21 protein-coding genes and 1 riboswitch are annotated in these 16,398 nt (G+C 48.4%); of the genes, 3 read left to right on the top strand and 18 right to left on the bottom strand.

The annotated features are described in order from the left end of the window. Positions 1-1,165 (bottom strand): bifunctional 3,4-dihydroxy-2-butanone-4-phosphate synthase/GTP cyclohydrolase II (locus EGV91_RS08090; protein ID WP_135502483.1); only part of this gene is annotated, 1,165 nt, incomplete at its 3' end. A gap of 14 nt (positions 1,166-1,179) precedes the next feature. After that, on the bottom strand, positions 1,180-1,809 hold the full coding sequence (gene ribE / locus EGV91_RS08085) for a riboflavin synthase (protein WP_135502481.1): 630 nt from the start codon (positions 1,807-1,809) through the stop codon (positions 1,180-1,182). A 239-nt stretch (positions 1,810-2,048) separates the two neighbouring features. Beyond that, a riboswitch (FMN riboswitch) is annotated at positions 2,049-2,221 on the bottom strand. 86 nt (positions 2,222-2,307) lie between these two features. Between ribE and EGV91_RS08080 the strand changes: the two genes are divergently transcribed. Beyond that, positions 2,308-2,631, top strand: coding sequence for a CHY zinc finger protein (locus tag EGV91_RS08080; RefSeq protein WP_135502479.1), 324 nt, complete (start codon positions 2,308-2,310; stop codon positions 2,629-2,631). A 30-nt stretch (positions 2,632-2,661) separates the two neighbouring features. Here EGV91_RS08080 and EGV91_RS08075 read toward each other — a convergent pair whose 3' ends face one another. From EGV91_RS08075 to msrA, 9 genes are all read right to left on the bottom strand, one after another. After that, the gene (locus EGV91_RS08075) at positions 2,662-3,159 is read right to left on the bottom strand and encodes a GNAT family N-acetyltransferase (protein WP_135502477.1); all 498 of its coding nucleotides are present in this window, start codon (positions 3,157-3,159) and stop codon (positions 2,662-2,664) included. 24 nt (positions 3,160-3,183) lie between these two features. Beyond that, a complete protein-coding gene (locus EGV91_RS08070) occupies positions 3,184-3,660 on the bottom strand; it encodes an NUDIX hydrolase (RefSeq protein WP_241666141.1) in 477 nt (158 codons plus the stop codon). 12 nt (positions 3,661-3,672) lie between these two features. Next, a complete protein-coding gene (locus EGV91_RS08065) occupies positions 3,673-4,497 on the bottom strand; it encodes a metallophosphoesterase (protein ID WP_135502475.1) in 825 nt (274 codons plus the stop codon). 13 nt (positions 4,498-4,510) lie between these two features. Next, complete coding sequence (locus tag EGV91_RS08060) at positions 4,511-5,215, bottom strand: CBS domain-containing protein (RefSeq protein WP_135502473.1); 705 nt, start codon at positions 5,213-5,215, stop codon at positions 4,511-4,513. Further along, positions 5,208-5,612, bottom strand: a complete 405-nt coding sequence (locus EGV91_RS08055; protein ID WP_135502471.1) for a VOC family protein — start codon at positions 5,610-5,612, stop codon at positions 5,208-5,210. The genes EGV91_RS08060 and EGV91_RS08055 overlap by 8 nt, the downstream gene beginning before the upstream one ends. Positions 5,613-5,742: 130 nt before the next feature. Beyond that, entirely contained in the window at positions 5,743-6,528 is a 786-nt protein-coding gene (locus tag EGV91_RS08050; protein ID WP_135502469.1) for an ABC transporter permease, read from the bottom strand. After that, a complete protein-coding gene (locus tag EGV91_RS08045; protein ID WP_135502467.1) occupies positions 6,525-7,403 on the bottom strand; it encodes an ABC transporter ATP-binding protein in 879 nt (292 codons plus the stop codon). The genes EGV91_RS08050 and EGV91_RS08045 overlap by 4 nt, the downstream gene beginning before the upstream one ends. Then, positions 7,400-7,585, bottom strand: a complete 186-nt coding sequence (locus tag EGV91_RS08040; protein WP_241666142.1) for a PLD nuclease N-terminal domain-containing protein — start codon at positions 7,583-7,585, stop codon at positions 7,400-7,402. Before EGV91_RS08040 ends, EGV91_RS08045 begins: the two co-directional genes overlap by 4 nt. Positions 7,586-7,752: 167 nt before the next feature. Then, a complete protein-coding gene (gene msrA, locus EGV91_RS08035) occupies positions 7,753-8,412 on the bottom strand; it encodes a peptide-methionine (S)-S-oxide reductase MsrA (protein ID WP_175580284.1) in 660 nt (219 codons plus the stop codon). A 146-nt stretch (positions 8,413-8,558) separates the two neighbouring features. Between msrA and EGV91_RS08030 the strand changes: the two genes are divergently transcribed. After that, positions 8,559-9,140 carry a protein-L-isoaspartate(D-aspartate) O-methyltransferase gene (locus tag EGV91_RS08030; RefSeq protein ID WP_135502463.1) on the top strand — a complete coding sequence of 194 codons (582 nt, stop codon included), beginning with the start codon at positions 8,559-8,561 and terminating at the stop codon, positions 9,138-9,140. Between the two features lie 48 nt (positions 9,141-9,188). On the opposite strand, the gene EGV91_RS08025 is transcribed toward EGV91_RS08030, so the two are convergent. The 5 genes from EGV91_RS08025 to EGV91_RS08005 form a co-directional block, all read right to left on the bottom strand. Continuing rightward, positions 9,189-9,890 carry a Na-translocating system protein MpsC family protein gene (locus tag EGV91_RS08025; RefSeq protein ID WP_135502460.1) on the bottom strand — a complete coding sequence of 234 codons (702 nt, stop codon included), beginning with the start codon at positions 9,888-9,890 and terminating at the stop codon, positions 9,189-9,191. Positions 9,891-9,997: 107 nt separating this feature from the next. After that, positions 9,998-10,192, bottom strand: coding sequence for a hypothetical protein (locus EGV91_RS08020; RefSeq protein ID WP_221300853.1), 195 nt, complete (start codon positions 10,190-10,192; stop codon positions 9,998-10,000). A gap of 245 nt (positions 10,193-10,437) precedes the next feature. Then, positions 10,438-10,644, bottom strand: coding sequence for a heavy-metal-associated domain-containing protein (locus EGV91_RS08015; RefSeq protein WP_135502456.1), 207 nt, complete (start codon positions 10,642-10,644; stop codon positions 10,438-10,440). Between the two features lie 53 nt (positions 10,645-10,697). Next, positions 10,698-12,806 carry a type IA DNA topoisomerase gene (locus tag EGV91_RS08010; protein WP_135502454.1) on the bottom strand — a complete coding sequence of 703 codons (2,109 nt, stop codon included), beginning with the start codon at positions 12,804-12,806 and terminating at the stop codon, positions 10,698-10,700. A 105-nt stretch (positions 12,807-12,911) separates the two neighbouring features. Continuing rightward, entirely contained in the window at positions 12,912-13,592 is a 681-nt protein-coding gene (locus EGV91_RS08005; RefSeq protein WP_135502452.1) for a spermidine synthase family protein, read from the bottom strand. 126 nt (positions 13,593-13,718) lie between these two features. Between EGV91_RS08005 and EGV91_RS08000 the strand changes: the two genes are divergently transcribed. Next, complete coding sequence (locus EGV91_RS08000) at positions 13,719-14,420, top strand: oxidoreductase (RefSeq protein WP_135502450.1); 702 nt, start codon at positions 13,719-13,721, stop codon at positions 14,418-14,420. Between the two features lie 404 nt (positions 14,421-14,824). On the opposite strand, the gene EGV91_RS07995 is transcribed toward EGV91_RS08000, so the two are convergent. Then, positions 14,825-16,042, bottom strand: coding sequence for an IS110 family RNA-guided transposase (locus EGV91_RS07995; protein ID WP_135502448.1), 1,218 nt, complete (start codon positions 16,040-16,042; stop codon positions 14,825-14,827). 232 nt (positions 16,043-16,274) lie between these two features. Continuing rightward, the coding region (locus EGV91_RS07990; RefSeq protein ID WP_135502446.1) for a transposase at positions 16,275-16,398 on the bottom strand (124 nt) is incomplete at its 5' end.

Raw genomic sequence — 16,398 nt, 5'->3', positions numbered from 1 at the left:
ATTTTTTTGTTTTCATGTATGCTTCATTGTCCTTATTGGTCGGCGTTTCAATCTGCAACCGCTCGACCACTTCGAGTCCATAGCCGCCGATGCCCGCAATTTTCCGCGGGTTGTTGGTCAGCAATTTCATCTTCTGGACGCCAAGGTCCCGCAGGATTTGCGCACCGATTCCGTAATCGCGCAAATCGTCGGCAAAGCCGAGTTTTTCGTTGGCTTCCACCGTGTCATAGCCCTGTTCCTGCAATTCGTATGCTTTCAGTTTATTGATCAGGCCGATGCCGCGCCCTTCCTGCCTCATATACAGCAAAACTCCGGCTCCGGCATCGTTGATCTGTTTAAGGGCGGCATGCAGCTGGGTGCCGCAATCGCATTTATGCGAACCGAAGACGTCTCCCGTCAGGCATTCCGAATGGACGCGCACGAGCACCGGGTTGCCAGGATCGATTTCCCCTTTCACCAATGCCACGTGGTCTTGTCCGGTGAGCACTTCGGTATAGCCGACAGCGCGGAAATCACCGTAATCCGTAGGCAATTGAACTTCCACTTCACGTTTGATCAATTTTTCGTTTTTGCGCTTATAGGCGATCAAATCCTGGATGGTCAGAATGCCCATGCCGAGGCGTTTTGCGACTTCCTGCAAATCATCGACGCGCGCCATTGTGCCGTCAGCATTCATAATTTCGCAAATGACGCCAGCCGGTGCAGAGCCTGCCAATTTCGCCAGGTCCACAGCCGCTTCCGTGTGCCCAGCCCGGCGCAGTACGCCGCCTTTTTTTGCAATCAGCGGAAAAATATGGCCGGGGCGCTTGAAGTCAGATGGTTTTGCAGCCGGATCAAGCAGACCCATGATCGTATGCGAACGTTCAAAAGCGCTGATGCCTGTCGTTGTTTCGCGGTGGTCGATGCTGATGGTGAAGGCGGTGCCGTACTCATCCGTGTTGTTGTCGGTCATCAAACCGATCTTCAAGCGTTTGGCAATTGTTTCCTCCACAGGGACGCAGATCAAGCCGCGGCCTTCCGTCGCCATCAAATTGACGATTTCCGGTGTAGCGAATTCCGCCAAGGCGATAAAATCGCCTTCATTTTCCCTGTTTTCATCATCAATGACGATGATCGCTTTGCCGTTTTTCAAATCATGGACAGCTTCTTCAACTGTATAGAACATTTTTTCCGCCTCCATTAAAATCCGTTTTCCGCAAGCCAGCCGCGGCTGATTTTCGGTTCTGCCGTCTGGATGCGTTCTGTGTACTTCGCCAGCATATCGCATTCGATGTTGACGGATTCGCCGATTCCTTTAGCACCCAGCAGCGAATCTTCCTGTGTGGTGGGAATCAGTGAAATTGTTACGGTGTTATGGCCGAGGCCGAAAATCGTCAGCGATGTGCCGTCAACCGCAATCGAACCTTTCATCATCATGTACTTCATGAGTTCGGGTTTGACTTCGATCGACTTCGTTACGGCATTCGCCTCTTTTTTGACCGAACGGATGACACCCACGCCGTCAATATGGCCGCTGACAAAATGGCCGCCGAATCTGCCATTTGCAGGCATTGCACGCTCAAGGTTGACCTTTGAACCGCTTTTCAGCCCGTGCATTGTAGAGGACTTGACCGTTTCCGGGATGACGTCGACCGTAAAGGTGTTAGGCGTCATTGATGACACAGTCAAGCAGACGCCATTGATGGAGATGCTGTCTCCACGTTTGGCGTCTTCTAAAACAAGCGAACACGAAATGGTCAGCTCCATTGCCTGGGGCTTTGACCGCACAGATGCTACGCGGCCCACTTCTTCCACAATTCCGGTGAACATTGAATCACGCTCCTTTGTAAAAGCCATGAAGCTCCGATGCTGCGGTCCAATGACCGCATTAAATTAGGTACTGCTAAAAGGATTCTTTCCACCAAGGGGCAGTCGGGTGGCAAGGAAAGGAATTTCTATAGGGGATTTGCAAGCCGCATCAAAGGCACGCCGAATAAACTCTATTTCGTTGTCAGAAACGGAGCCGTGCCGTTAAAGAGCTAAAAAAAGGGTACGACAAAATAAGCGCTCGAATTCTTCTCCCATCCAGACTTTCACTGTCGGTGCCGGATTTTCACCAGCTCCACCGCCTTGAAGAACACCCAGCCGCTTTCTGTCTGGACATCTTTTCAAGATCGGGTCACGGACTTACAGTTCTCTGCTCACCGCCGGTAAGGAATTTCACCTTGCCCCGAAGAATTCGATTCGATTAATTGTCCATTTCATAGTAGCATAAAAAAGAGAAAACTTCGCAGATTTCTGATTTTGCGGAAGATAGGGGGAGAAATGATGCCGCATACACAAAAGGTCTTAGGGCTTCAAGTCGATGAAGAAACAAGATGCGTTCATTGGCATTCGGAAATTGATCGGATCGCCATCAAATTTTATTGCTGCGGATTGTATTACGCATGCTTCGAATGCCACGAAGCGACCGGCTGCGGAAAAGCCGCGGTCTGGCCGAAGGAGCGGTTCGATGAAAAAGCCGTGCTTTGCGGATCCTGCGGCCATCAATTGGCCATCCAGGAATACCTCGAATGTGCGTCGGTATGCCCGTCATGCAACAGCCGCTTCAACCCCGGCTGCAGCCTCCATAAGCATCTTTATTTTGCCTGAGCGCTGCTTTGAAGGCGAAAAAAAAGAGCGTCAGCCGCTCTTTTCAGCAGCTTTCACTCGTAAAGACATGACGATTTGTTCGCCTTTGGAGCGCATCAGGCGCCTCCCGGTATCTTCAAATCCGGCCCGTTGGTAAATACGCTGAGCCGGCGTGTTGCGTGCATTGACGCCAAGCACCACTTCGTCAGCCTCCGGGAACTCTTGGCGGGTAAAATCAGGCAGTGCATAAATCGAACCTGTTGCGATGCCCTGCCCTTGGAAAGCCGGGTCTACGGAGTAGCCCCTCAGCAGCAAGGTATGCGGGTTATCGGAATAGGCTTTGCGGTCATCCGATTCATCGAGTTCAAAAAAACCTGCCACTTGGCCGCGTGCTTTGATAACGATGAAATGCTTCAGCGGATTTTCCGCATCCCGCCGGATGATATCCTGCGGCAAACCGGTAAATTCCCGCTGCTCCGAAGGCAGGTCGTATTGAACGTCCACTTTCGGCGTATAGCAATGCAATGTGACTTCTTTTTTCCTGATCACCGTAAACGCCTCCTGAATGGTCTATTAAAGCGCATCTTCTGCAATGATGACATGTTCGATACTGTCAGGGAGCTCTTTTAAGCCGGAACGCAGAAATTCTGGATAAAGCTCGACTTGGCCGATTTCACTAAGCGGCATCCATTGATAGGTCAGGCGTTCGCCTTCAGGTCCGAAAAAAGGGCCTTCACGGAAATGGCTGGCGCCGTCCACTGGCTCCACTTCGTAATAAAAACCGAGTTCATGATACTGCTTCGCATTGTAGGTGAAAAAGTTTTCTGCCACCCACAACAGCCGGCTGGCAGACACCGCTGTATCCAGCTCTTCAGCCATTTCCCTCACCAGGCAGCTTTTCGAGTCCTCTAGCATTTCCGCCCGTCCGCCGGGCAGCGCCCAATAGGACTCTTTTGTCTGCTTGTGCAGCAGAACGTGGCCGTTCTCGATCCACACTGCGGCCACACGGTAATTGAAAACCTGTGTCTCCATTTTAAACGATGTATCCAAATGGGCACCTCCTCATTCTTTTTCCAGCGTCACCGCTACAACTTCCGGCAGATTGAAAACCCTGACCGGAAATCCGCTATTCCCAAGGCCGCGGCTTAAAACAAGCTGTGTAGCCTCTTTGCGGAAAATCCCTTCGGTCATCGTTGGAAACCATCCTTGCCCAGGCGCGATCAAACCGCCAAGGCCCGGTATGCGTACCTGTCCGCCATGGGCATGGCCGGCGAATACCAGATCAATGCCCTGTTCCACGTAAATACTGAACATTTCCGGCCGGTGCGCCAATAACAATGTGAAGTCGTCCGTCAATGCCGTTTCAGCTAATGCATCTCTCGTAAAGTCCTCTTCCGTCAAATCGACATTGAACAACGGGTCGTTGATGCCGGCAATCTGCACCGTTTCCCCGCCTTCTTCCCATTGCACCTTGTCGTTCATCAATACAGTAACACCGCGCTCTTCCAGCGCCGCTGTAATTTCGTCGATTTTATTGACCGCCACTTCATGATTCCCCAGCACAAAATACACTTCGCTCATCTCAACCAACGCGTCAACCAGCGTCAAACTGGTTTCCAGATCGTAGCGGTTGCTGTCGATCAAATCCCCTGTCAGGAAAATGGCATCCGGGTCGGCAGCTTCCACTTTTTCAATCAACGATGACTGCCCTTTTCCGAAATTGGCGTTGTGGAGATCCGATACCTGCACAACCCTTTTGCCGTCAAAAGCAGCTGGCAGCTCTGCAGACGACAAGGTATATTCCGTTGTTTGAATCCAATTATTATTAACCCAGATGAAGCTCCAGACAAAAGCGATGAGCAACAGCAGGATGATCAGTTTTTTCATGTTTTAATAACCTCTATTCAATCTTAATCAAGTCAATCGGCGTAATGATTCCCGTCAATTGTTCTTTTTTGCTGCCATTTCTTGTGATGAGCAGCGCTTCAAGTCCGCCTCCTGAGAGCACCGATTCCTTGAATATTTCCTCCGCTTCGTAAACGGATGTCGCCGAAGCGATGAACCGGTGGTTGCGGCCGTCTTTCTCATGTTGCAGAATGTCACGCATTGTCGTTATTTCCCGGGAAATAGTTTCTTCTTCCCTCGTTTGGATGAGCCAGCGCGCGATGCCGCCCGACGTAATCAAACCGGCAAATTCTTCTCCGTCATAAATAGGCCATTGCATAAAACCCTTAGCCCGGACGATGCGCAGTACTTTCGCCAATGTGTCGTCCGCTTGGAACGTATGCACCTGGCGTGCAAACATCACACCGACAGTTACCGGCTGGGACAATAATACTTCAATCTGCTCTATCAATTCTACAATTTCCGTATGCGGTTCAGCAATAACGTATTCTGTCGAAGTCCGATGATGGACAATGGCGTTGCGCAAATCGGCGAATTCCCGCAGATCATCTTCGTATTTTCTGACTGTGGCGTTCTTTCTGCTAGCCAGATCGATTGATTTGAAAAACGTTACGTAATCCTTTGAAGCATTGATTTCTTTCAGCAATTTCTCGATTTTATTGAAAGCCACAAGGAAGCGGCTTGAATTTTTGTCAGACATCGCTTTCAGCACTCCCGTCTGCGGCAATTTCAATCTTCATCCGATCCGGATCTTCCATGAAAACAGCGTAATGATGAGGGCCTCCAGCATATGGGTAACGGTCCTCGTAGAGCATAGACACGCCCAAACCTCTCATCTTGCCAGCTAAACGGTCTACAACAGCTGGCGCCGCCGCATGAAAAGCGAGGTGATTGAGGCCGGGAGCTTTGCGGTGGTAAGGGTGGGACAGGAAATTTTCAGCCGTTTGCACGAACACCACATAGCTGTGGCCATTCCTGTAGCTGAAGCCCTCGGGCCATTCCTGATAGATCGAATACCCCAATTCAGGCAACAGCGCCGCGTAGAATTCCCTCGATTTCTTCAAATCGGAAACATTCAGTTCAATGTGATGAATCAAATCAACCGGCCCCTTTTTTTCATTTTAACAGAACCCCCAAAAAAGTTCGTGTTCAAGCAAAGCGTGCAATGCGCAAAGAAAAGGAGCCTGGCATTTTTAGCCAGGCTCCTCGGTATATGTGCTGAGGTGATTACACTTTTGTGTCTGCTGCATTTTTGCGGGACATCCAGACGCCGAATGTTACGGCCATTGCGATGAGGAGCAGCGCAATGCCCAGCGCCCACCAAAAATCTGCGCGCACCGGCCCATCTACGAGCCATTGGGCCGCATAATTCGGGATCTTCACCGGCGAAACCGTCCAATACGCTCCAAGGAGCCCATCTCCCAGCTGCGCCAGAAAAACCACTGCCAGAGCCACTGCCGCAGCAAACCCCGGATTCGGCAATGCGGCGCTCGCTGCTAGAACAATGGACACCACCAGCAAAATCCACACGCTGTAAGTTGCAGCAAATTGGATGAATTTCACGAAGTCCACTTGTTCGAATAATAGGAATGTATAATAATAGGCCGCGAGCAAACCGGACCATACGCTTATAATGGCGATCAAACCTGCGATCATCCATTTACTCAAAAAATATGAAGTGAAAGACAGCGGCCGCACATACAGCAGCGTCGCTGTCCCGCTTTTTCGTTCACCAGCAATCGTTCCCATATAAGCCAATATCAACACGAGCATGCCGATTAATTGATATTGCCCCAACACAGCAGCCAGTATTTGCGCCGGTTCCGGCGGTGGAATTTCGATGACTGCCCCGTCCGGCAGATTTCCGACCGAATCCAGTATTTGCGGCAGGAAATAATTCGTCACTGGTTCCATGATGCCGAATAGAATGAAAACAGCCGGAATCCAGAAAATTTTATAATTCCGCAGATTTTCTCGCCATTCTTTTTGGAAAAGTACGCCCAATTGCTTCATCTTGCGCCCACCACCTTCAAGAATATTTCCTCAAGCGTGGCAGATTGCCGTTCAACAGCGTTCACGCCTGCTGGATCTGAAGCAATTACACGCAGCACTTCCTCCATGGATGGCCCGCCACTTGCCGGCAGCCAAATCGATGCGCCTTTAACTTCAGCTTGCCAGGGATTGCTTTGCAAAAAACGTGCTGCATGTTCGCTGTTATCAAAACCGATGCGGATTTGCGGATTGGCATGGCGCTTTTTAACTTCAGCGAGCGACCCTTGTTCCACCAGCTTGCCGCGTTGCATGAACAACACCTGGTCTGTCATCTCTTCTGCATCGTTCAGAATATGCGTCGAGTACAGAATCGTCGTCTGCCCTTGGAGCGATTTCAACAAATCCATCACTTCCCGGCGACCTGTCGGATCCAATGCAGAAACCGGTTCGTCCAGCAGCAGCAATTTAGGTTGGTGGACAATCGCCTGTGCGAGGCCCAAGCGCTGTTTCATGCCTCCGGAAAAAGTTCCTGTTTTTTTATTCATGGCTTGGCCCAAGCCGACAAATTCAAGTGTCCGTTCCGATTGCTTTCTGGCCAGCTTAGCCTCCACTCCGCTGATTTTCGCCGCCATTTCTGTGAACTCGATGGCCGTCAGCCACGGGAAAAATTGCGGGTGCTGCGGCAGGAAGCCGATGCCGGAATGGGCATCCCATTCAACGCTTCCCTCAGTCGGTTTCAGCAATCCGGCAAGCATTGATAATGTAGTCGTTTTGCCAGCGCCGTTAGGACCGATCAAGGCGGTCGCCGTGCCTTCTTCCAGCGTGAAGGATACCTGGTCAACCGCTAATTCACCGCCATAACGTTTCGTCAGCCTTCTGGCTTCCAGCATGTTCAATAATTACGCCTCCCAACAACAAAGTAAACAATCGGGCCGATGATATTGATCAGCACAATAATCAGCGCCCACATCCATTTCGGTCCGTTCGGATTCGGATTTTTCACCAGATCCACTAAAGCGAAAATCATTAAAGCCAATTGGATCAACACAATCGGCAGCAACAGCCATAGCAAATCCATTTCTTCCATTGCCATCTTATTCCCCCCTTATACCTTCAATTCTCATTTCTCCATCCAGCCAGCTGATTCCTGCTTGAAATTCTTGTTAGCGTTTCAAAAGAATGTAAACCTTACAGTGCCAGCTTTTATCCAAGAAAAAAAGACTCCGCAAAAACGGAATCTTTCGCTCACCATTTGATCGCCATCAAAGTTTCCACCAGCACGCGCCGGCTTTCTTCGCTGATGTTCCAGCCCATTATTTCTTCCTTCAATTTCTCCCGGTTGCCGAAGCCTTTGGCGAAGCCGTTCAGCCTCGCGGCAAAAATTGAATCCTGAAAACTCTCTGCATCGGGGTAATGCTGCGCCAACTGATCAAGGATCCGTGGATAGCGTTTTAAATAATACTTTTGGTGCCGTTCTTCCGCTAATGTGAAATCCTGGTAAGGCGCAATCTCCGTTTCAATTTTCTCGCCGAGCCGGTTTTCCATTTCTTCCTTGATCCGGATAATCGTCTCCTGCTGCCGGACAGAATGGAAGCGCAGTAAGGAAATATACTGCCGCCCTTTATACTCATCGCGGTTTGGATAATGATTTCCCCAAAAATGCCGCAGTATTTCTTCGTACGGCAGCACAGCCGGATCAAAATCAATTTGCAGGGTTTCGCTATGGTCCCCCATCTGGCGGTAAACCGGATTCAATGTCGTGCCCCCTGCGTAGCCTACCCGTGTGCGCAGCACCCCGGGCAAGCTGCCGAAACGCGCTTCCGGTCCCCAGAAACACCCCATACCGAACGTGGCGGTTTCAAAATCGCCATGTGCTTCTGCTATTTCTCTTTCTATTGCAGCCATTTCCGGCTGATTTCCTTCCATCCTGATCCCTCCTCGAATAAAATTTGGACCGCAAAAAAATAGGTAAAAAAATGAATTCGTATTACAATGAACTATATAGAGCGAATCCAGTCCACCCTATCCTAATCGGAAAGTGAGTGAAGAATATGGACAGCCGAAAAAAAGAAATCATTGCCTATTTCCGCAATTTAGACCGCAGTTTTTTCATGGATAAACACAAAGAGCTTGCAGGTTTGGATGAAGCGATTCCGATCGGCCATCAGCAAACCATTTCTCAACCCTCGCTCGTCTTGGAGATGACACTTGCGCTAGATCTCCAGCCCACTTCAAAAGTATTGGAAATCGGAACAGGTTCCGGCTTCCAAACTGCGTTGCTCGCCAAGTTCGCTGCTTCTGTCTATACCGTAGAACGCATTGCCGAATTGCATAACAGCGCCCAAAAACGCTTAGCTGAAGCCGGTTTTGCCAATATCCATTTCAAGCTTGATGACGGCAGCTTTGGTTGGGCTGAACACGCTCCGTATGACCGCATCATGGTCACTGCCGCCGCTGCGATCATACCGCAGGAATTGATCGAGCAATTGAAACCTGGCGGAAAAATGCTGATTCCGGTCGGCAGTTCCTTCCTGCAAGATTTGCAGCTGGTGGAAAAGGACGAAAAAGGCAAGCTTCATAAAACCGTTATTGATAATGTATTGTTTGTGCCGCTGAAAGGCAAGTACGAATGACTTGCACTGAAAAAGATAGGAGCTGCCGAGAAAAACGCCCGGCAGCCCCTATCTTTTTTCATGATTTTCCAGCAGAAGTACAATATAGCCTTTATCTTCTTCCAAATGCCAATCGATAAACACTTCCTGAACATCGCGGCTGACTGCCGCTTTCCATACCAACTGCCGCAGCAAGGTCCGTTCAAGCGGACGCTTCACCAGCTTCAGCTCTTCTGAAAATCCGGCTTTGATCAATTCTTTTTCTATTTTCATAAAAATTCCGGAATGCCGCAATAAAACCGTACGGTGATTCAACCAGAAAATTTCCGTTTCTTCCGGCTGTTTATACGTCTTATCGCTGATTTGCTGAAGGGTATCACGGAATGCATGTTCATCAATTTCTAGCGGCCATTTGCATTCACCCTTGCCGCTGCCGCTATCCAATACAACCAGGATCAGCCCTGTCTGCTCTTCCAGATTCCAATCGATATACATCTCGTTTGTGGAAAATCCACAGAGCTTCCTTACCTCCATTGCTATTTCCGGTTTTAGATCTTTCATCAGCAATTCCCTGATTTCCAACACACGCCGAAATTCATTTTGCCTTAAGAGAATTTTCTCCGCAGGCGCCAAAAAGCCTCGAAGTTGAATAGCGATGAAAGGGGAGTTGACGGCCACATAAACTGATGCCGGGCCTTTCCCGAAATAATTCCGAAGCCTTGTAGAGATAAAACTCCCAATTTCTTTTTCCATGGTTCTTTCTGCTGCCATTTCCTATCTGCTCCTTTGGCCGAAAAACATGTACACAATTAAAGCGCACCATAAAAACCCTCACTTAGCCGGAGGGCTTTATGGCGTGCATCTAAGTATAGAATCGTTCAATCAATTTCAATCTGAACGGTTTGGCAATACTCACATAATTCATATCTTCTGTCGTCTTTCAAACTTTCCACATAGTTCTCAGCGTCTGTGAATTCGCGCTTATCAATCGGCGTTTTTACAAATCCACACTTGTCTCCTGCATGAACTCTTTGATGAATTTTCTTGTATTTGTGATCAATGAAGAATTGCATGAAGCTCACCTCTTTCTGAAGAAAAACGTAAAAAAGCCGAAAAGGGTCCTAGGGATCCTTTTCGGCTTTGTCAGCAGCTCTATTGTCTGTAACATTTCACCAAAGTCTATTCTTTATGAAACTTATGCAAGCATTCTGAAGGATGTCGGCATCCTTATGCCTGTTAAACCATATTTCAATGACAATAAAATGGAAACACTATTGTTTTCCAAGCAAATTAAGTTTACCTCAGATTATCTTTGGTTTCAAACAATATGAAAGCCGTCTTGCCGTATTCTTTCAATAAGCTGCTCCTGGCCCAAAACTTTTTCATCGAACGAGATTTTCACTTCGCCATCCGCTGTATCAACCAATGCGCGTTCAACTCCATCCATTGCAATAATGATCGCTTCAAGAGCTCGGATCGGCTTTTCAGAAGTGGCTTCTTTGACGAATAAGGTTATCGTTTTCATTTCACTCATCCTCTCCCGTACGCTTTTTGACTCTATACCCGGATTTCACACAATTAAAATTCCATTTTCAGCTTTCCATCTTCCAGCACCAGCTTGGCATTAAACTTTTTGCCGTTTTTTGATACAAAACCTTTGATGACCGGCGTTTTTCCTTTTGTACACAAATACTCCACTTGCTTCGCAGTCAGCCGCTTTTTCAAAAACACATTTGGAAACGATTGCTTGCAGCCATTGTCGTATTCCGTGCAGCCGTATGAGCCTTTGCGCGAGATGATCATGCCTTTTTTACAGCGTGGGCACAAAGCGATTTCTTCTTTGCTGTCCGGCATCGCCAGCTTATCCGGCAATCCATTGTGCTTCATCTGTGCAGGGACATCTTCAAGCAGTTTGTGGATGAATTTTGCAATCGTCGCCAGGAACACTTCCGGAGATCCTTCCCCTTTGCCGATTTTCTTCAGATACGTTTCCCATTTTGCCGTCATCGCAGGGCTCGACAGCAGATTTCCTTCAATCGACTGGCACAGGATTCGGCCTTTGCCGGTAATCGAAACGATGTTTTTCTTCACTTCAATGTATTCGTGGCGCTTGATCGTCTCGATGATGCCGCTGCGCGTCGCTTCTGTTCCAAGCCCCTCAATTTCCTTAAGGATCTCGGTGTCTTCTACATCGTCGACATATTTGCCGCAGGTTTTCATCATGGCGATCAATTGGCCTTCCGTATACGGTTTCGGAGGTGTTGTCATGCCTTCCTTTACAGCTACGTCAGCCTTTACCGCTTCCTGCTCGCGCAGTTCCGGCAACGGCGGTTCCTGTTTCGCTTCTTTTGCAGCCGGAAACAAGTCTTTCCAACCTTGATCAAGATCCGTTTTTCCAGTCGTCAAGAATGCCAAACCATTTACTTCTGTGGTCACTTTTGTTTCCGCATAACGGTAATCCCGATGGAACATCGCCAATGTCGTCCGCAGCACTTCCTCATACAGATTCCGTTCATCGCGCGCCAAGCCTTCCAATTTTCTTGCAGTCGGAATGGACTTGGTGGGAATGATGGCATAATGCTCCTGGACTTTTGCGCTGTCGACAAATCGCTTTTTCGGCGATTTTGACGCTACAGGAAATTCAGCGCCGATCAGTTTTTGATAGGATTCCACTTGTCCCGCCACATAGCTGAATTCCGCCGGTGTAATGTGTTGGGCATCTGTCCTCGGATAGCTTACCAATTTCTTCTCATACAGCCCCTGCATGACCGACAGCACTTTCGCCGGGCTGTATTTCCATTTGCGGTTGGCAGTTGCCTGCAAGGTCGATAAAGAATGCAGCATCGGCGGGGGCATCCGTTTTTCCACTGTTTTCAATTGGGCTACTGTGCCTTCCGCTTTTCCGGTGATATGGTGTTTCTGCAGCAAATCTTCTGCTTCACGCCGTTCTTTCACTTTGAACTTGGCTTTCCCTTTATAACGTCCTTTCTCGGCAGTGAAGACGCCTTCAATCTCATAAAACGGTTCCGGCACGAAAGACTCGATTTCCATCGCGCGCTGATAGACCAGAAAGACAGTCGGTGTCTGCACTCTTCCGATGGCGAATACTTCATGTATGCCTTTCTCCTGCAGCAGCAAGGAGTATAGGCGGGAGCCGTTCATGCCGACCAGCCAATCACTGATTTGGCGTGCCCGCGCTTCCTGGTAGAGCAGCAGATCCTGCTTATTGTCGCGCAATTGCTGAAAGCCTTTCCGGACCTCGTCCACTTCAAGTGAATTGATCCACAACCGCTGGATTTTCTTGTTTTTCACACCTGTCTGGTAGTAAATGCTGTAAAAAATATTGGAACCTTCCCGGTCAACGTCGCACGCATTGATGACCGTATCGGTTTGTGAAATCAATCTTTTAATAATATTGAATTGCTGCGATTTCCCTCTCGCGACCTGGAATTGGTATTTTTCAGGCAGGATTGGCAGCGCCTCGAGCTTCCAGCGCCCCCATTTTGGGTCGTAGGCCTTCGGCTCTTTCAACTCCACCAGATGGCCGATTCCCCATGTGATAAAGGCGCCTTCCGGAAAAATCGCATCTGGCGCTATTTCCAAATAGCCATCCCGTTTGGACGTTTTGAACGCTTCGGCATAGGCTTTGGCCTGGCTCGGCTTTTCGGCTACAATTACTGGTTTCATACAATTCGTCCTTTCATTCTCCGCTTTCCTCTATTGTACGCTGTTCACTCGAAAAGCAAAGAAATTTGAAAACGGGTTACTGGCGATTCTTGCTGCACACTGAAGTTATAGCCTTTTATCCGAAAGTATATCGCTAAATCTGCTCTTTATCGTTTCTTTATCTCCAAAAATCATCACCAAGTCGCCGGTTTGCAAAGTTTCCTCAAAAACCAATTTTCTAACGATGGAATCGCCTCTTCTGATGAAAAGCAGGTGAATGTCATCATCCCTATCCAGTAGCTTTTCCGCTATCTGTCCCAAGTATTCAGAATCATCCTGAATTTCCAGCAGCGCGACCATATCATGATCTTCAAGCGATAATGCGGTTTTTAGCGGCCAATCTTCCAAATCGTATTCTTCATCCATTTCGTGTTCGAATTTATCAGTCAAAAAGGTTTTTACCATCCCACTTTTCAAAAATAGCAGGATTGTCAGAAAAACTGCAATTACCATAAAAAGTACGTTTATCCTCAAATCGTTGGACAAGATCGTGGCAATGGAAGAAATCATGACCGCCAGTGAGAAATAGCCGAACAAAATGACCGCCGCGCTGATTCTTCTGCGAATCGGGTGGTCGACAATCAGTTTGGACTCTTCCGATGTAAAACCAGTGGCCGTCAGCATGGAAATCACCTGATAGCGGGCGATCGGTTTATCCAGCCCTGTCGCTGCAAAAAGCATTACTGCAATTTCAATTGCCAGCCACATGATGGATGAGTAAAGTAAAATAAAAAGAAATTCCGTCATGCCTGCCACTCCTCTCTTCACATTTAACCATTCCCCCATTGCAATAGTTGAAATCCTTTCTGACTTAAAGTATTCAGTAGTATAATCAATAACACGAGCTTGATTGATAAGAATGGAGAGGATCCCATGGAACATGCTACTAAAACCGCGCTGCTTGCAGGTGCCAGCGGCCTGGTCGGAAATGAGCTGCTGCATATTTTGCTGGAAAGCCCTCATTATGATTCTGTCAAAATAATCGGCCGCCGCCATCTCGACATTATGCACCCTAAGCTGGAACAAATAGTCGTAGACTTCGATCGGCTTGAAAATTGCCGCGAACTGCTTGCTGCTGATGACGTTTTTTGCTGCTTAGGCACCACGATTAAAGCAGCAGGCTCCCAGCAAGCGTTCAGAAAAGTGGATTTCGAATACCCGGCCAAACTCGCGCAATTGGCAAAAGAGCAAGATGCGCAAAAATTCCTGGTTATTTCAGCGCTCGGCGCCGATTCAAAGTCCAAAGTATTCTATAGCCGCACCAAAGGCCAATTAGAAGATGCTTTGAAGAAAAACGGCTTTCCCGCGCTCCATATTTTCCAGCCATCCTTGCTGCTCGGAGACCGCAAAGAATTCAGGCTCGGCGAAAAAGCTGCGGCTCTGTTAAGCCCATTGTTCAGTCCTCTGCTGATCGGACCGCTGCAAAAGTACAAGCCAATCAGCGCACGGCGTGTTGCGGTTGCTATGCATCACGCAGCGCAAGACCTTTCCATCGGAATCTATACCCATCCGTCGAACCGGATTGTTGAATTGAGCCGCAGGCACCCGATAGAACAGAAAAATGGCACTGGATAATTTCCAGTGCCGTTTTAGGTATTAGACAAATGAATTTTTATGTTAATTAAAAAATATAAATTCATTTCATCTTAGGTATATCGGATTTTGCGCTCCATGCGGACGCTTTCTTATCATTAGTCAAGCATCTTTCTTATTTGTTTTCTCGAAGAACGGAATAATCAAGGGGTTTTAAATGGCTGCTTTCCGTTCCGGCACTCGCTTTCCGCGGGCACGGCCTCAGCCGCTTCACTCACTCTGTTCGCTCCAGGGTCTTCGGCTCGTGCTGTCCCCGCAGGAGTCGAGTGCCTCCACTTCAAGCAACCGATAAGGGGAAAGATGGAGAAAATAGGCACATCAAATAAACCTCACGGTTCGTCTTTTTTTTACCGGGGGTTGTGTGCTATATTGAAAGAGAAATGATTTTACGAAGCCTTGCCGGATTCGTAATGGTAAAGAAGTCCGTGTTGGATAAGATGAAATGCGACTTTCAAGAACTTATTCACACAGGCAATTACCGCAACCTGATGGAGCTTTCCATTGGGTTGCTTTTTTAATTGGTCGTAATGATCGACAATGGTGTTCTGCGTCTTGGCCCGCAACGAGATCATGTTCATGACCATGTTGTAGAGAATTTTTCGCAGTCTTTTATTCCCGCGCTTATTGATACGGTCCTTATACTGGAGTTTGCCCGATTGATGGCGCCGAATGTCAATGCCGGTATAGGCGTTGATCTGCTTCGCATTCCGGAAGCGCTGGATATCCCCCAACTCCCCGATGAGTTGGACGGCAGTAGCGTCACCGATTCCTGGGAAAGATTTAAGTACCTGAAACTCCACTGTGTCTTTGGAGAGAGCCACCATTTGTTGGATGATCTCTTTTTTCTGTGTTCGCAATTCCAGAAGCCTTCTGGCAAAATTCGTTAGATGTTGGCACCGCACATCTTCCGGCCCGATGGCCGCGTAGGAGTTTCTAGCGGCAGTAAGGAGCTCGACCGCTTTCTTCTCTGCCTGTGCTTGAGATAAATTCTTGCGGGTCGCCTGGAGAATTTGGTCTCGCAGCGACTCGGATGATGCTCCGTCCAGACAAATTGGATGCGGAAAAAGCTGAACGATATTCAAGAAAAGAACGGAACTCTTTGTGAATACCGTTTCCAAGAGGGGAAAGCTCAACTGTAAAAACGCGTGCAGCCGGTTGGTGTTTTGGGAAATTTCTTTTTCAATATCTTCTCCGTAACGCGCGAGCGCCCGCATCTGTCCATAGAATTCTGCTTGGACATAGGTGTCCGGCCGCATGTTCCGGAAATGCGACTTGGCCAATTCATGGGCATCACTGATATCCGTTTTCTGCCTACGCATCGCGGCCGTTTGGATTTTCGCTTCCAGTGGATTCAAGCGGCTGTAAGGAAATCCCTGTTCCTGCAAGAAGCTCTCCAGCGGTTGTGAATAGACACCCGTAGCTTCGAAAACGATTGCCGGCAATCGACCATCCTGTTCCTCCAAAGCGCTGATGCGCTTATGTAATGCGTGAAAAGCCGCTTGTGTGTGCTCCATTTCCCCTTCGTATTGACAATGTTGATGGTGGTCATAGACTACCAGGGAGCTTTTGCCCATACTGACATCAAAAGCGATAACGTGACTCATCAACTCTTCCTCCTGTTCCATGTGTATAGAAGTTCTTCACAGTGCCTTATCGATTCCACTTTCTTATACGGTCTCAAGGACCCAACATACTAACCTGATTCGGATAAGGGTGTGAAGCGAGTCGGTTTCCTGTCTCGGATTCTCAGATCCCCGCGTCCGCACGACTTCACTTCACTTCTACAAAAAAAGGTTCTCCGTCAAATGTTGGGGTGAGGCGATATCGCCTTCACCCTTAACCAACGTGAACTCCAATATTCTTATACTTGTGTGTCAGTAATATTTTCGCGCGAGCCCGCTCGAAATTCTGGAATCCGAACGCGTTGCGTTTGATCACTTTTGTGAGGTTATTGATGCCT

It is taken from the genome of Planococcus koreensis (assembly GCF_004761975.1).
GTDB classification, from domain to species: domain Bacteria; phylum Bacillota; class Bacilli; order Bacillales_A; family Planococcaceae; genus Planococcus; species Planococcus koreensis.
This window is presented reverse-complemented; position numbering and strand designations above follow the sequence as displayed.

What these genes read in the sequence shown, in the direction of transcription:
- msrA (WP_175580284.1), bottom strand. Translation starts at nt 8,412, where the DNA reads ATGGCTGCAATAGAAAGAGAAATAGCAGAAGCACATGGCGATTTTGAA.
- EGV91_RS08010 (WP_135502454.1), bottom strand. Translation starts at nt 12,806, where the DNA reads ATGAAACCAGTAATTGTAGCCGAAAAGCCGAGCCAGGCCAAAGCCTAT.
- EGV91_RS08005 (WP_135502452.1), bottom strand. Translation starts at nt 13,592, where the DNA reads ATGACGGAATTTCTTTTTATTTTACTTTACTCATCCATCATGTGGCTG.
- ribE (WP_135502481.1), bottom strand. Translation starts at nt 1,809, where the DNA reads ATGTTCACCGGAATTGTGGAAGAAGTGGGCCGCGTAGCATCTGTGCGG.
- EGV91_RS08080 (WP_135502479.1), top strand. Translation starts at nt 2,308, where the DNA reads ATGCCGCATACACAAAAGGTCTTAGGGCTTCAAGTCGATGAAGAAACA.
- EGV91_RS08060 (WP_135502473.1), bottom strand. Translation starts at nt 5,215, where the DNA reads ATGTCTGACAAAAATTCAAGCCGCTTCCTTGTGGCTTTCAATAAAATC.
- EGV91_RS08000 (WP_135502450.1), top strand. Translation starts at nt 13,719, where the DNA reads ATGGAACATGCTACTAAAACCGCGCTGCTTGCAGGTGCCAGCGGCCTG.
- EGV91_RS08015 (WP_135502456.1), bottom strand. Translation starts at nt 10,644, where the DNA reads ATGAAAACGATAACCTTATTCGTCAAAGAAGCCACTTCTGAAAAGCCG.
- EGV91_RS08050 (WP_135502469.1), bottom strand. Translation starts at nt 6,528, where the DNA reads ATGAAGCAATTGGGCGTACTTTTCCAAAAAGAATGGCGAGAAAATCTG.
- EGV91_RS08020 (WP_221300853.1), bottom strand. Translation starts at nt 10,192, where the DNA reads ATGCAATTCTTCATTGATCACAAATACAAGAAAATTCATCAAAGAGTT.
- EGV91_RS08065 (WP_135502475.1), bottom strand. Translation starts at nt 4,497, where the DNA reads ATGAAAAAACTGATCATCCTGCTGTTGCTCATCGCTTTTGTCTGGAGC.
- EGV91_RS07995 (WP_135502448.1), bottom strand. Translation starts at nt 16,042, where the DNA reads ATGAGTCACGTTATCGCTTTTGATGTCAGTATGGGCAAAAGCTCCCTG.
- EGV91_RS08025 (WP_135502460.1), bottom strand. Translation starts at nt 9,890, where the DNA reads ATGGCAGCAGAAAGAACCATGGAAAAAGAAATTGGGAGTTTTATCTCT.
- EGV91_RS08040 (WP_241666142.1), bottom strand. Translation starts at nt 7,585, where the DNA reads ATGGATTTGCTATGGCTGTTGCTGCCGATTGTGTTGATCCAATTGGCT.
- EGV91_RS08030 (WP_135502463.1), top strand. Translation starts at nt 8,559, where the DNA reads ATGGACAGCCGAAAAAAAGAAATCATTGCCTATTTCCGCAATTTAGAC.